The organism is Micromonospora sp. NPDC005215, assembly GCF_040607915.1.
Classification (GTDB): Bacteria; Actinomycetota; Actinomycetes; order Mycobacteriales; family Micromonosporaceae; genus Micromonospora.
Window position 1 is genome coordinate 37,116 of record NZ_JBEXHQ010000004.1, and the last position, 12,875, is coordinate 49,990.

Consider the following 12,875-nt stretch of genomic DNA (forward strand, 5'->3'; position numbering starts at 1 on the left):
ACTTCGGGTGTTCTGCGGTCCCGGCGGTCGGTACGGGAATCAGCTTGGCGTTGTTCTTGACGGCCCTGGCGTGGCCGGCGGGCGGGACCGCCAGGCCGTGGCCGCGCGGTTGGGCTTCAGCGAGACCGTCTTCGTCGATGACGCCGGCACCGGGGTCGTCGACATCCACACACCGAGCGTGCGGCTGCCGTTTGCCGGGCACCCCCTGGTGGGCACGTCCTGGTTGCTGAGTCGGCTCCGGGCCGGGCCGGCACTCCTGCACCCGCCGGCGGGTCCGGTGCCAACCTGGCAGGACGGCGAGTTCACCTGGATCAGGGGTCGCGCGCAGTGGGCGCCCGGCAGGCGCATGCAGCAGTACGCCTCGGCCGAGGAGGTCGACGCGCTGCCGGGTCCGCCGCCCGGTGACGGGTGGCTGTACGCGTGGGCGTGGCAGGACCGAGCCGCCGGTCGGGTGCGTACCAGGGGATTTCCCCGCCGGGGCGACGCCATCGTCGAGGATGAGGCCACCGGAGCGTCCGCGATCGTGCTCACCGCCGAGCTGCGCCGGGCGCTGGACATCACGCAGGGCAAGGGATCGCAGATCCTGACCCGACCAGGTCCGCACGACACCGTCGAGGTTGGCGGCCGGGTCATCCTTGAGGACACCCGCCCCCTCTGAACGAGCTACCGGGGAAGCGCCCACGTCAGGCGCGGCCCACGTAAGCCTCACGCGGCGAACGCGAATATTCTGCCGCTCGGTGGCGCCTGCTGCGGTTGTCCGTCAAACCGATGAACGCCGACCGAGAACAGCACGTCGGCCGGTGCGTGAAAGGCCTCCTCGGTGAAACCGGCGGCGGCGAACCAGCCGCGTATGGCCGGGGTGAGATCGGGGGCGCGGCGGGTCCTGGTCCAGATCACCGTGGCACCGGCAGCGCACAGCCGAGGCAGGGCGTCGACAGTTGACCGCACGTCTCCCGCACTGATGTTGCCCAGCACCCCGGCGAGAACGACCAGATCGGCAGGGGCGGCCGTCCGGTACGCGGCGAAGTCGCCCGCATCGGCTTCGGTGGCGGTGAACCCGGTGAGCCTGGCGGCGGCGATGCCCATCCGGGCGGCAGCCACGTTGCGAGGGTCGTACTCGATCAGCTCCGCGCGTACCCGATCAGCGTCCGGCCGCGGCGCGAGAGCGCCGATGAGGTCACACCCTTGTCCCGCGCAGACGCTGACGACCCGGAGCGAGGAGTCCGACCGTCGGTCAAGCCAGTCGCTGATGTGCTGCTGCACCAGCCGAAGCCGCCGCGACAGCGGCGACGTGTCGTCGTCGTACGGCAGGTGCCAGGCGTGCCAGTCGGTAGCGGCGGTCACCGAAGCCATGCTGCCACCCGGTGGGCGGGCCGCTGTGCCGGGCGGGCCGCTGTGCCGGGCGGGCCAACGTGCGGCGGCGACGGAGAGCGCAGATCGGCCTCCGGGATGCCACCCGGTCAGGCTGAGCGATCGGTCCGGGGAACGATCGGGTCGACGGGTTGGCCGGGACCATACTCGGCCTCCAGCCATTCGGCAAGGTCGAACCTGCTGCCACACCTGCTGCAGGTGACCCGGCCGAAAAGGTAGGTGAGACCGTTCGCGAGAGTCGTGTCGCCGCCCGTGGCGGCAATGCCGTGCATCCACCCACCGATCCGCGTCAGGTCCGCGGGCTTCGAGGGAGCGAGCGGAACCCGGTGGATGTCGCCGTCATCGTGGTCGCGGACCGCCGAGTAGCGGCCGTAGTCGCCGATCACGATCGCCAGCCGGGTCGCGCAGTGTGAGCAGCCCAGGTGGTAATGCTCATCGGTGAAATCCAGGCTGATCGAGGCCCAGAACGTGTACCCCGCGAAGGCGAGCGTGTCCTGCAACTGCCGCACCAACTCGGGACCGGCACAACCTTGCAGGCGGGCCTGAGCGAGACGATGCAGCACCGCCAGGGCTTCCGGATTGGCCCGCACCAGGTCGTCGTGCTCGTCGTACCGGTGCAGAGTTCTTACGCAGCCACCGTCGCCTTGAATCCGCCGTGGCCGGTGAGCCTGAAGCTCGTACCTCTGAAATGGCGGTGTGCGGCAGTTTACTCACCTTCCGCTAACGCACCGACCCGTCGTCGTGACCCCGCGCAGCGGTGCCTGCCGGAACGAGTACGACGGCCGGGGAAAGAGAGAAGGGACACCCTCGGAGGCCCGTTGACATGTGTTTCCGGTGAGTGACAGCGTTGTCATCGACTCATTTCCTCCATATGAGACGAGGAGCGCATCTTGCTCTATCGGAACTCACCGCGTCGCCGCGCGACGGCAGCCGCCGCGGCCGGCATTCTCATCACGGGGCTGGCGCTCGCTCCAGCCGGGCCGGCGCAGGCCAGGTCCAACAAGGCCCAGGACGCAGCCGTACGGTCCGGCAACGCACGTTTCGAGGTGCTGTCCCCGACCCTGATCCGCACCGAGTACCAGAAGGACGGCAGGTTCACCGACGCCGGCACGTTCAACGCCATCGGGCGCGACGACTTCCCCCGTACGCGGTTCACCAAGCACGTCGAGCACGGCTGGCTCACCATCGACACCGGTGCGATGACGCTGCGCTACCAGGTCGGCTCGGGCGCGTTCACCGCCGACAACCTCACAGTCCAGCTCAAGACCGGTAAGCAGCTCGTGCAGGGCCAGCCCTGGGCCGGCCACACCGCCCCGGCCTGCGCGTTCGGCGCGCTCTGCGAGGCCGAGTCGCTACAGCTGAACGGTCCCGGCGTGGCCACCGACCACCAGGGACACACCGGACGCGGCTTCGCTGCCGGTTTCGCGTCGTCCGGCGACTCGGTCACGTTCGCCCTCGACGCGCCGGAAGCCGGCACGAAGCAGCTCTCCGTCCGCTACGCCAACAGCACCGGTGGCGACGGCCAGAACGTGGCCCGCACCCTGACGGTGCAGGTCGACGGCGATGCCGGCCGCACGCTGACGCTGCCGCCCACCGCGAACTGGGACACCTGGGGCCTGGCCAGCGTGCCTGTCGACCTCACCGCCGGCCGGCACGAGATCAGCGTCGTACGGGGTCCCAACGACTCCGGCAACGTGAACGTCGACAGCCTCGCGGTGGTCAACGCGGGTGACTCGTTCCCGGCGCCGGCCACGCCCCAGCCGCAACCCCTGCGGTTCGGCACGCTGGGCGAGGCCGAGACCGGCGCGCTGACCGGCGGCGCGAGGCCCGCGAACGACCACAACGGCGCTTCCGGTACGGGATTCCTGGCCGGTCTGGAAAGCACCACGTCCGCCGACGCGCTCACCGTGACGGATGTTCCGGCCGCAGGCGACTACCAGGTGCAGATCCGGTACGCCAACGGCCAAGCCGGCGCCCAGCCGAGCCAGGCGCGCACCATGTCAGTGACGGCGGGAACGGCCGCGCCGGTCACGGCGACCCTTCCGCCGACCAGCGGATGGGACTACTGGAACACCGTTTCCGTTCCGGTCCACCTCAACCGGGGCACCAACACCGTGGCCCTTGGGTGCCCCACCGATGCCAGTTGCAACGTCAACGTCGACACGGTCGCCGTCACGAGCAAGGGCTCGCCGCTGCTCGCCCCGCACGCGCCGCTCGGCGGCTACCGCCGGGGCCTGGACGGCGTGACAGGTTCCGCGCTCACCGCTCCGGGCCTGCTCTACCAGGACGGCTGGTACCTGCTCGACGACTCGGCCTCGGCGCTGAGCACCACCAAGCCCCGGCCCGCCCCGGAGCAGGACGGCTACGTCTTCGCGTACGGCCAGGACTTCACCCGGGCGCTGCGGGACCTGTCGACGCTGACCGGACCCACGAAGCTGCTGCCCAAGTGGGCGTACGGCGTGTGGTACTCCGAGTACTACGACCGCACCGCCACCGAGTTCCAGAACCTGGTGACCCGGGCCAAGGCCGAAGGCGTACCCATGGATGTTCTTGTTCTCGACACCGACGTCAAGGCGCCGGACAAGTGGAACGGCTGGAGCATCGACCCCACCCGGATCCCCGACCCGAAGGCGTTCTTCGACTGGGCCAGGAAGCAGGGCCTGCACACCGGCATCAACATCCACCCGAGCATCCTCGGCTCGGACCCGAAGTTCGCCCAGGCACAGGCCACCGCCAAGGGCAAGCTCCAGCGCGTCGGCTGCAATGGCGGCCCCGACTGCTACGCGTTCGACTTCGGCGACCCGGACCAGCTCAAGGCGTACCTGCAGCTCCACGACGAGATGCTGCCCAAGGGCACCAAGGGTCCGGACCTCTGGTGGTTGGACTGGTGCTGCGACAACACGAAGTCCTCCCTCGCCGGGGTGACCGCGGACGCCTGGATCAACAAGCAGTACGCCGACAAGACCGGTTTCGCGTTCTCCCGGGCGTACGGCTCATTGCAAGCCGGCGGCTACGGCAGCCCGACACCGGTGTCGACGGGCCCGTGGGCCGACAAGCGCACCACGCTGCACTTCACCGGCGACACCACCTCCGACTGGTCGACCCTCCAGATGGAGGTCGGCTACACCCCGGGCGAGTCGGCAGCGACCGGGCTGGCCGCTGTCAGCCACGACATCGGCGGGCACACCGGCGGCCTGAAGGAGCCGGGCAGCGAACCAGGCAGCACGAAGCTGCCCGACGACCTGTACGCCCGGTGGGTCCAGTTCGGCACGTTCCAGCCCATCGACCGGCTGCACTCCAACCACAGCGACCGGCTGCCCTGGCAGTACGGCCCGGCGGCGAACGCGTCGGCCAAGAAGTTCCTAAACCTGCGGGAGAAGCTGCTGCCGTACACCTACGCCGCCGCCAAGGAGGCCACCCGCACGGGTACGCCCATCGTCCGCTCGATGTACCTGGCGTACCCGAATGAGCAGGCCGCCTACGCCACCGCCGGATCCGAGTACCTCTACGGCCCGGACTACCTGGTGGCACCGGTGACGACGCCCGGCAACACCGCCACGACGGCGGTGTGGTTCCCGCCGGGCGACAGCTGGACCGACATCTTCACCGGGAAGACGTACCGGGGCGGCACCACGCAGAACATCACCACCACGCTGGACACCATGCCCGTGTTCAAGAAGCACTGACGGTCGCCAGCCTTGCGGGCTGGCTTCCAGGGATCCGGACACCGGCCGGGTGGGGCAACCCACCCGGCCGGTTCGTCTGCCGGCTATCCGTGTGACCGGCGGGCCCGCGACAACCAGCCGAGGAACCTGGCGTGCATCGCGGGCGGATCCGGACGCATCCCCAGGCCGTACACGTCGTCCATCGCTTCCTGCATCGACGCGGCCAGGTAGAACGCCAGCGCGATCGAATGACCGTAGAACTCCGCCACGAGGGTGAGCTGAGCCGGGCCGCACGGCCATGGCGCGGCGCAGTTGCGGCACAGCCACGCCGGCCGCATCGGCAGGTGTGGGCGAGGACGCGCGGTCATCCGACCCGCACCGGACGCCGCCGACGTTTGGCCAGCCTGGTCGGTGCGACGGGCAGGGCCTGCAACCGCACGCCCGCGCGCATCACGTACAACTCGCGCCGCGCCACTGCGTCGCCCGCCGCGTTCAGTTCGTACCCCTCAATCCAGACCCACCCGTCGTACGTGTGCCGCTCGGGCAGCTCGCGGATGACGCGCACGAAGATCGGGCGGAGGAACTGCACGCTCGCCACCGTGGTCAAGAAGATCACGTCGCCGGCCTTCATCTTGCCGATCACCGCAACCCCCAGGGGTACGCGGCAGCGCGGTTCGCGTCCGGACGCCGGAAGATCATCCCGTGCGCCCACGGGGCAGTCGACGCCTCTGGGTTCGCGGCCGGCGGGCTTGGCGGCTTCGGCTTGGGCTTCTCGGGCTTGTCGTCGGGCACGGTCTCCCCCTTGGTGCCGTTGGGAAGGGGCCGCTCCCATGAGTGCTCGCCCGTCGGGAGCGGCCCCGCTACGAACGCGACCACCGGATCTCGTGGGCCTGCCAGCCGCGCCGCCTGGTGACACTCTGCTGTGGAGACCGCTACGCTCGGAAGGCGCTCCAGGTGTCCGGGCCGGAGTTGGCGGAACAAGCTCCAGGCATGTGGCACCTCGGGTAGTGGATCTCCGATTTGAGGAGCGTTGAGTGGCTGACGTGCCGAGTCCCCTTGCGGACTTCATCGTGAGCGAGATCCGCCGTGCTCGTGGAGCGTCCGGGATGACGCAGGAGTCCTTCGGTCGGGCAGCAGGCTTCAGCGCCTCACACGTCAGCGCCGTGGAGAGCGGCACCCGAGCGCTGACGATGGACTTCATCAAGGGCGCTGACCGGGCTCTGAACAACGGCGGACTCTTCGAGCGCCTGGCGACGAAGTTCGGCGCGCCGTCGTGGTTCCTACCCTGGCTGGACGCGGAGCGCGGAGCAACGCAACTTCGCTACTTCGAGCCCAACCTGATTCCCGGGCTACTACAGGTGGAGCACTACGCCCGCAGCGTCCTGCGAACAGTCGAGAGCCTCACCGATGAGGAGGTCGAGCAGCGCGTAGAGGCGCGCATGAACCGGCAGGCGATCCTGACCGGAGAGCGCCGGCCACAGTTTGTCGCAGTGTTGGACGAAGCAGCGATACGGCGTACTGGCGACGGTCTCGGCGGGATCATGGCACAGCAGGTCGCCCACCTGATCGCGATGGCCGAGCTTCCGCACGTGCACGTCCACGTCATCCCGATCGCCAGCGGCCTACACATCGGGCTGTCTGGGCCGTTCGCGCTGGCCCGGTCCAGCGAGGGCGTGTGGGTTGGCCACCTCGAAAACCAGCTTGGCGGGGACGTCATCGACAAGGACGATGAGGTAGCTACGCTGCAGGCAAGGTGGGAGAGCGTCAGAAACGAAGCTCTACCGCGCCGGCAGTCCATCGACCTGCTGAAGGAAGTTGAGAGCCATCATGGACCTCAGTAACGCCCGGTGGCGCAAGTCCACCCGCAGCGGCGCGAGCGGCGGCAACTGCGTCGAGGTTGCCGACAACCTGCCCGGCGTTGTGGCCGTCCGCGACTCGAAGGACGTCGCCGGGCCGGCACTGACCTTCACCCCCGCCGCCTGGGCCGCGTTCGTCGCCCATGTTGCCGAGCGGCTGTGACCGGCGTAAGGCATATGAAAGCGTCCCGCCCCATTTCGAGAGCGGGTTCGATGCCTCGGGCTGACACACCCGGTTGGCTTAGTTCTAAAGTGCACTAGCAGGCTCCAAAGCGGTCGCAGGCCGGGCCGCCCGGAGGGTTGCCCGACGGATCATCGGCGGTCTTGACTGGCCGGTGTGTTGAATCTCGTCAAGGTTGTGCCATCGCAATTTCCGGGCCACCCTCGCTGGCACCGCGATGAGGGATGCGCCGAAGCCCTCCACCGGCCCCGGCTGAAAGCATCCGCGCCCCGCTACGTCGACGCTGCCCTACGGGCCAACTCCGCCGCCTTTGCCCCCTTGGCCTCGACAGGAGCCTCAGGATGGCAACCGCAGAAAATATGTACGCTTGCTCAGAAACGCGCGTTGCGTCGATCCGTACCATCGAAGCGGCCAAGACCGCGACCACCCCGAGGCCCACCGCCTCCTTCGCTGACCTTCGGTCCAACGCCGGCATGACTGCATGCAAAGGAATCCTTGAACGTGACGCCCCAAGCTGACCCGACACGCCTAGTTGCGCGCGTTAAACATGTAAATTCAGCACGCCACTGCCGATTTTCTCTGTTATGGATCAACGCACCGCGCTCCGCGCGGTGCGGGGCGGCAAGCCCGGCCGGCGGCAAGCCGCCCGGCCGCCTACGGCGCCGGGGCGGTTAGCCACCGACAGTCGCCGGGACAACGCCCACGGTCGGGCCTCAGTCCAGAGCGAGTTCACCCGGGAAACGCTGACCAAGCGCGTCGACCGCATGGCTCAGGCAGTACTCAAGGCTGTTTCCGTCGACTCTGATCGACGCGCCGTCGAATCGCTGGCCCGAGATCACCACCGTCCAGGGCTTGTGCTCCCGCTCGCCGTCAACCTTGACGAGCCCGATCAGTCCCATGTCCCCCAGGTGCGCCAGCAGCTCCGGCATGCGCTCGTCCCATCCCATGCATCGATGGGATCACGGAGGCCGCCACGGAAGCGAGCGGGTCGGCCTGGTTGTGCGTCAGGGCTTCCGCCTGCCGCGCCAGTCCAACCCCGGGACTGGCTTGTCACCGGGTCACCGGGCGCGGAAGCAACGTCGGGACGCGCCCAGTCTGGACTTGCTCCGGGAACGGCGGCGCTGCGAAGCCGTAGCCTCGTGATCGTCAAGGGGGTTGCCGGGTGAACATTTCGTGGAGTGCTACGTCTCCGACGTCAGGGAAGTTCGCCCCGGTGGAGCGGTCGGACATCGCTGGCCTTATTGAGCGGTTCGATGAACTGCGTGCCCAGGGGCGCGGCTACCTCGAAGTGCGGGCCGGTGCCGCATTCCCTGTGCTCACGCTCGGGTTCACGGGATCTGCGGCGGTCGTCCATCTGATGACGGACGAGGATGCCATGTCCTTGCTGGCCGCCGACGAGCCCGCGAGCACGGATGCGGAAGTACTAGTGCTGGACGACCCGGTCGAGTTCGCCGCGGACTTCGTTCTGAACCTCGAACGCGCCTGGCAGGTTGTCGAGGACTCCGTACGAACTGGTGCCCCTGATCGGGCAGGAGAGTGGCGCGAGCTGTAGTGACAGCGCTGGCGAATCGCTCCTACACGTTGGCCCATGGCCAAGCCGGCAGGAGGCTGGCTGAGGCACCGCTCAGGGCGTCTCCAGGGCGTCAGGGCGTCGTCAGGGCGTCAAACGCCGCCCAATGTTGACCATGAACGACCATCGATACCCGAGCATAGGAACAGCTCAGAGCCTTGATCAGGTCTCTGAGCTGGTGGGCGACGGACGAGTCGACCTGTACGCCGGATTCTGTGCGCGGCGTGTACCCCGAGGGGTTTGCGCCGGCGGCGGCCATCCATCTCGGCCTGCCGTTGCCGGCAGGCTCTAGCGGCCTACCCGCAGACATCGGGCGGGCAGCCCTCAAGCGTCTGCGCCGGGTCGTCATCTTGCGGTGACGGCCCTTGCTTGGCCTTGCTCCGGGTGGGGTTTACCGAGCCACCCCGGTCACCCGGGGTGCTGGTGGGCTCTTACCCCACCGTTTCACCCTTACCGTCCCCGTTGGGGGGCGGCGGTCTGTTTTCTGTGGCACTGTCCCGCGGGTCGCCCCGGGTTGCCGTTAACAACCACCCTGCCCTGTGGAGTCCGGACGTTCCTCGGCGGCGGGCCGAAGCCCGCCGACGCGGCCGCCCGGTCGACTCGTCCGTCGCGCTCTCATCCTAACGACGCCGCCGGCGCGCCTATTGCCGCCCCGCAGGCGGGTGCCCGCGCAGACCTGCCCCGCAGTCGGGCCTTCGACAGACCCGGCCCGCACGGCAGCGCGCGTGGAGACGGACATTGGGTAGCGACTGGTCAGTTCACGCTGATCGTCACGACACCAGTTCCGGCGTACGCCTTCGGCAGCTCGGTGAGGACCGGACGCCCGGTGGGCCACTCGGCGTCGGGACGTCCCAGCGCGGCGGCATGGGCTAGCTGCCAGTCCACACCTTGACGTAGCAGACGCCCCACCAGCAGAGCGGTCGCGTAGCCAAGCTCGACGACCTCCAGCGCTGGAAGGGCACCGATGTGCTCTCCCAGGGCCGGGCGGGCGGAGGTGGCCGCGGCAAGGCAGAGTGCCGGCACTTGGACGTGCCGCCCCGCACCCCCGTGTGCGGTGACCACGAGCCCGGAGAGCGCCGGGTTGCCGGCACCGAGCGCGAGCAGCGCCGTGTGGTCGAGGATGACCGCGGCCTCGTTCACGCCGCCCGCCGGCCATCTTCGGCTAGAGATTCCGGAACATTGCCAGCCTCGATGGCCGCCCAGACGTCCTCGCCCCGGGTGAGGTCGTCGGCGCTGAGGTCGGAAGCGATCTTGAGCCGGACGTACTGCTCTGCGCGCGCCGCGCGGTCGCGCAGTTCGTCGGCGGTGAGTGCCGCCTGGGCGAGCTGGGCAACGAGGTCCCGCATGGTCGTTTCACGTTCGTTCGCCAGGAGCGCCAAGCGGTCGCGTACCTCTGTGTCGACTTTGATCGTGGTATCCACGATCGGAGTATACGACCGGTATACCGCTGCCCTGTTCCGCCTCGCCGGCCAGCTCACGACGGGTTCGGCGCGCGTACTAGCCTCGTGGGGCTATGGATCTCTCCCACGCCGCGCTGCTGCTCGCCGCCGGTCTCGCCGCTGGCACTGTCAACGCGGTGGCTGGTGGCGGCTCGTTGATCACCTTTCCGGCGATGATCGCGATCGGGTTGCCCCCGGTGCCGGCGAACGTCAGCAACTCCGTCGCCGTGTTCCCCGGGTACCTGGCCAGCGTGGCGGGCAGCCGGCAGGACCTGCCACGCCCCCGTGCGCTGGCCACGCTGGTGCCCACCACCATCGTGGGCACGATTGTCGGGGCGTTGCTGCTGCTGGCCACCCCGGCCCGCGCGTTCGAGCTGGTCGTACCATTTCTGGTCCTCGGCGCGACAGCGGTCCTGGCCTTCCAGGATCCGCTGCGCCGACTGGTCGGCCACCCCCGGGACCTGTCGCCACGCCGGCGGACGGTAGCGGTGCAGACGATGGTCGCGCTGGGTGCGGTGTACGGCGGTTACTTCGGTGCGGCGCTCGGGGTGATGCTGGTGGCCGGGCTGGCCCTGGTGTTGGACGCGACCCTGGCACGGGTGAGCGCGATCAAGAATCTGCTCTCCGCGGTGGTGGGGTGCACGACGCTCGTGGTGTTCGCCCTGTTCGGCCCGTTGAACTGGGCGGCCGTCGCGGTGGTCGCGCCGGCCACCCTGATCGGGGGGTACGCGGGTGCCCGGCTGGTCCGCCGGCTGCCGCCGGTGGTGCTCAAGACGCTGATCGTGGTGTTCGGCACGACGATCGGCCTGTACCTGCTCTGGCGCGCCCTGACCTGAGCCCGCCCGCACCCTCACACGCCAACGCCCAACACCCAACACCCGCCCAAGATCCTCGCAACTTCAGGGAAACTGCTGCCTGCATCGCCGTTGAGGCAGCAGTTTCCCCGAAAGTGCGCGGATCTTGGCCGGCGCGTCGCGGACGGGCAGGGCGCACGGGGCAGCCGGGTTAGTAGGCCTCGCCTACCGGCTCCTCCACCGCGTGCTCCGCGTCCGCGGCGGCGCGATTCCAGCGGGACCAGAGCACCCGTTCGCCGTAGCCGGCGGCCATCACGTGCGCGAAGGCCAGGTAGACCAGCACGCCGACGGCGAGGACCCCGAAGCCGACCCAGAACGGCAGCGCCAGCGAGTGCTCGGCGAGCTTGCCGGAGATGATCGGTGCGGGCGCGGCGGCGCCCCAGCGGACCAGGTTGAACGCGCCGGTGGCGACCCGGCGGTCGCTGGAGCCCAGGCCGAGCGCCAGGTCGGTGAGGTTGGCGTTGGCCAGCCCCATGCAGAGTCCGGCGAGCACCAGCACCACGAGCGCCTCGGCGGTGCTGGTGGAGGTGGCGAAGAGGACCATGCAGACCAGCAGCCCGGCGATGGCGACACCCACGGTCTGGACGGCGCCGATCCGGTGGGCCAGCCGGTGGCCGATCACCATGATGCCGGCGGCCAGGCCGAGCCCCCAGCCGGTGAAGGCGAGCCCCAACGGGATGACGTCCAGGCCGAGGAAGAGCGGCGTGTAACCGAGCACCACGAAGAACACGAAGTTGTACGCGCCGGTCACCACGCAGAGGGCGATGAACGCCGGCCGGCGGTAGGTGGCGAAGATCTGGCCGACGCGTACCGGGGCCTGCCGGTTGGTGGGTTCGCGGAGTTTGCGGGAGGCCACGCCGAGGGCGAGGACCATGAAGACGCCGCAGACGAAGAACGGCAGCCGCCAGCTGATCTCGCCGAGTAGGCCACCGATCAGTGGGCCGACGGCGAAGCCGAGGCCAAGCGCGGTTTCGAAGAGGCCGACCACCCATTCCCGGTCGACCGCCAGGTTGACGAGCACCACCATGGCGGTGGCGAAGAACATCGCGTTACCCAGCCCCCAGACACCGCGCAGCACGGAGAGCTGCACGATGTTGTCGCTGAACGAGGCGAGGATCGCGGCGAGGCCGACCACGGAGACGCCGGTGATGAGCACCGGCTTGAAGCCGAACCGGCCGCTGGCCAGCGTCGCCGGGATCATGCCGAGGGCCATGACCGCGATGTACGCGGTGAACAGCAGCTCGACCTGCCAGGCGGTGACGCCGATCGCCTCGCCGATGGCCGGCAGGATCGGGTCGACGACGGCGATGCCGGCGATGGCGAGGAAGGCCACCAGTGTGGTGGCGTAGATGGCACTGCGGTTCGGTTCGGTACGCCGATCCACTCCGACTCCTCAGATAGCTGTATCGTACAGGTACTTATCCTGTATCGTACAGCTATGAGCGACGACCATGACGACGAGAGCACCCTCGGCCAGATCGAGACCGAGGTGGCCCTGCTGATGCGCTTCGGCGAGGCCACCCGGCGGGCCACCGGCACCGCCGAGCACCGGGTGCTGGACCGCGCGGCGTACGTCATCCTGCGCCACCTGGCCGACGCCGGCCCGCAGAACGTCTCCGCGCTCGCCGCCCGACTCAACCTGGACGGCTCGACGGTGACCCGACAGGTCTCCGCCCTGCAACGCGACGGCCTGATCACGCGCACCCCGGATCCGTCCGACGGCCGGGGCACTGTCATCTCCCCCACCGCGGCCGGCCTCCAGCGGATGGCCGCCGTGCAGACGGCCCGCACCCGGCTCTACGGCGACATGCTGGCCGACTGGAGCACCGAGGACCGGGCCACCCTGGCGACCCTGCTGGGCCGCCTCAACCAGGCCCTGCTGAACCGCAACCGCCGCCGCCCCTGACCTCCACCCCCGCCCGCCCTGGTGCCGCCCTCG

General features: G+C 69.3%; 15 protein-coding genes and 1 other RNA gene. 7 read left to right on the plus strand and 9 right to left on the minus strand.

The window, feature by feature from the left end; genetic code table 11:
- Positions 1-7: 7 nt before the first annotated feature.
- Positions 8-658, plus strand: coding sequence for a PhzF family phenazine biosynthesis protein (locus tag ABZU25_RS05105; RefSeq protein ID WP_355028243.1), 651 nt, complete (start codon positions 8-10; stop codon positions 656-658).
- A 47-nt stretch (positions 659-705) separates the two neighbouring features.
- Here ABZU25_RS05105 and ABZU25_RS05110 read toward each other — a convergent pair whose 3' ends face one another.
- Together ABZU25_RS05110 and ABZU25_RS05115 are read right to left on the minus strand one after the other, a co-directional pair.
- Positions 706-1,344 (minus strand): SAM-dependent methyltransferase, encoded by a 639-nt coding sequence (locus ABZU25_RS05110; RefSeq protein WP_355028037.1) that lies wholly within the window; start codon positions 1,342-1,344, stop codon positions 706-708.
- 116 nt (positions 1,345-1,460) lie between these two features.
- Positions 1,461-1,961 carry a hypothetical protein gene (locus ABZU25_RS05115; protein WP_355028038.1) on the minus strand — a complete coding sequence of 167 codons (501 nt, stop codon included), beginning with the start codon at positions 1,959-1,961 and terminating at the stop codon, positions 1,461-1,463.
- 300 nt (positions 1,962-2,261) lie between these two features.
- On the opposite strand from ABZU25_RS05115, the gene ABZU25_RS05120 reads away from it, so the two are divergent.
- On the plus strand, positions 2,262-5,057 hold the full coding sequence (locus tag ABZU25_RS05120; RefSeq protein ID WP_355028039.1) for a TIM-barrel domain-containing protein: 2,796 nt from the start codon (positions 2,262-2,264) through the stop codon (positions 5,055-5,057).
- Positions 5,058-5,140: 83 nt separating this feature from the next.
- Here the strand turns inward: ABZU25_RS05120 and ABZU25_RS05125 are convergent, their stop codons facing one another.
- Entirely contained in the window at positions 5,141-5,404 is a 264-nt protein-coding gene (locus tag ABZU25_RS05125; RefSeq protein WP_355028040.1) for a hypothetical protein, read from the minus strand.
- Positions 5,401-5,667: a hypothetical protein gene (locus tag ABZU25_RS05130; RefSeq protein WP_355028244.1), complete on the minus strand. Its 267-nt coding sequence runs from the start codon at positions 5,665-5,667 to the stop codon at positions 5,401-5,403. Before ABZU25_RS05130 ends, ABZU25_RS05125 begins: the two co-directional genes overlap by 4 nt.
- Positions 5,668-6,070: 403 nt before the next feature.
- Here ABZU25_RS05130 and ABZU25_RS05135 point away from each other — a divergent pair, with 403 nt between their 5' ends.
- Complete coding sequence (locus tag ABZU25_RS05135) at positions 6,071-6,877, plus strand: helix-turn-helix transcriptional regulator (RefSeq protein WP_355028041.1); 807 nt, start codon at positions 6,071-6,073, stop codon at positions 6,875-6,877.
- A complete protein-coding gene (locus ABZU25_RS05140; protein ID WP_355028042.1) occupies positions 6,864-7,055 on the plus strand; it encodes a DUF397 domain-containing protein in 192 nt (63 codons plus the stop codon). Before ABZU25_RS05135 ends, ABZU25_RS05140 begins: the two co-directional genes overlap by 14 nt.
- A 731-nt stretch (positions 7,056-7,786) precedes the next feature.
- Here the strand turns inward: ABZU25_RS05140 and ABZU25_RS05145 are convergent.
- Positions 7,787-8,020, minus strand: coding sequence for a hypothetical protein (locus ABZU25_RS05145; protein WP_355028043.1), 234 nt, complete (start codon positions 8,018-8,020; stop codon positions 7,787-7,789).
- Between the two features lie 266 nt (positions 8,021-8,286).
- On the opposite strand from ABZU25_RS05145, the gene ABZU25_RS05150 reads away from it, so the two are divergent.
- Entirely contained in the window at positions 8,287-8,625 is a 339-nt protein-coding gene (locus ABZU25_RS05150; RefSeq protein ID WP_355028044.1) for a hypothetical protein, read from the plus strand.
- A 204-nt stretch (positions 8,626-8,829) separates the two neighbouring features.
- Here ABZU25_RS05150 and rnpB read toward each other — a convergent pair.
- The 3 genes from rnpB to ABZU25_RS05165 form a co-directional block, all read right to left on the minus strand.
- Positions 8,830-9,246: RNase P RNA component class A (gene rnpB / locus ABZU25_RS05155), an RNA gene on the minus strand.
- 150 nt (positions 9,247-9,396) lie between these two features.
- Positions 9,397-9,783, minus strand: a complete 387-nt coding sequence (locus tag ABZU25_RS05160) for a hypothetical protein (protein WP_355028045.1) — start codon at positions 9,781-9,783, stop codon at positions 9,397-9,399.
- Positions 9,780-10,064: a hypothetical protein gene (locus ABZU25_RS05165; protein ID WP_355028046.1), complete on the minus strand. Its 285-nt coding sequence runs from the start codon at positions 10,062-10,064 to the stop codon at positions 9,780-9,782. The genes ABZU25_RS05160 and ABZU25_RS05165 overlap by 4 nt, the downstream gene beginning before the upstream one ends.
- Before the next feature lie 92 nt (positions 10,065-10,156).
- Here ABZU25_RS05165 and ABZU25_RS05170 point away from each other — a divergent pair, with 92 nt between their 5' ends.
- Positions 10,157-10,918 carry a sulfite exporter TauE/SafE family protein gene (locus tag ABZU25_RS05170; RefSeq protein ID WP_355028047.1) on the plus strand — a complete coding sequence of 254 codons (762 nt, stop codon included), beginning with the start codon at positions 10,157-10,159 and terminating at the stop codon, positions 10,916-10,918.
- 169 nt (positions 10,919-11,087) lie between these two features.
- On the opposite strand, the gene ABZU25_RS05175 is transcribed toward ABZU25_RS05170, so the two are convergent.
- Positions 11,088-12,320 (minus strand): MFS transporter, encoded by a 1,233-nt coding sequence (locus tag ABZU25_RS05175; protein ID WP_355028048.1) that lies wholly within the window; start codon positions 12,318-12,320, stop codon positions 11,088-11,090.
- Between the two features lie 54 nt (positions 12,321-12,374).
- On the opposite strand from ABZU25_RS05175, the gene ABZU25_RS05180 reads away from it, so the two are divergent.
- A complete protein-coding gene (locus ABZU25_RS05180; RefSeq protein WP_355028049.1) occupies positions 12,375-12,842 on the plus strand; it encodes a MarR family transcriptional regulator in 468 nt (155 codons plus the stop codon).
- Positions 12,843-12,875: the final 33 nt, after the last annotated feature.

Excerpts from the sequence above, each read along its gene's own strand:
- ABZU25_RS05125 (WP_355028040.1), bottom strand. The coding sequence starts at position 5,404 with ATGACCGCGCGTCCTCGCCCACACCTGCCGATGCGGCCGGCGTGGCTG.
- ABZU25_RS05130 (WP_355028244.1), bottom strand. The coding sequence starts at position 5,667 with ATGAAGGCCGGCGACGTGATCTTCTTGACCACGGTGGCGAGCGTGCAG.
- ABZU25_RS05140 (WP_355028042.1), top strand. The coding sequence starts at position 6,864 with ATGGACCTCAGTAACGCCCGGTGGCGCAAGTCCACCCGCAGCGGCGCG.
- ABZU25_RS05145 (WP_355028043.1), bottom strand. The coding sequence starts at position 8,020 with ATGGGATGGGACGAGCGCATGCCGGAGCTGCTGGCGCACCTGGGGGAC.
- ABZU25_RS05170 (WP_355028047.1), top strand. The coding sequence starts at position 10,157 with ATGGATCTCTCCCACGCCGCGCTGCTGCTCGCCGCCGGTCTCGCCGCT.
- ABZU25_RS05180 (WP_355028049.1), top strand. The coding sequence starts at position 12,375 with ATGAGCGACGACCATGACGACGAGAGCACCCTCGGCCAGATCGAGACC.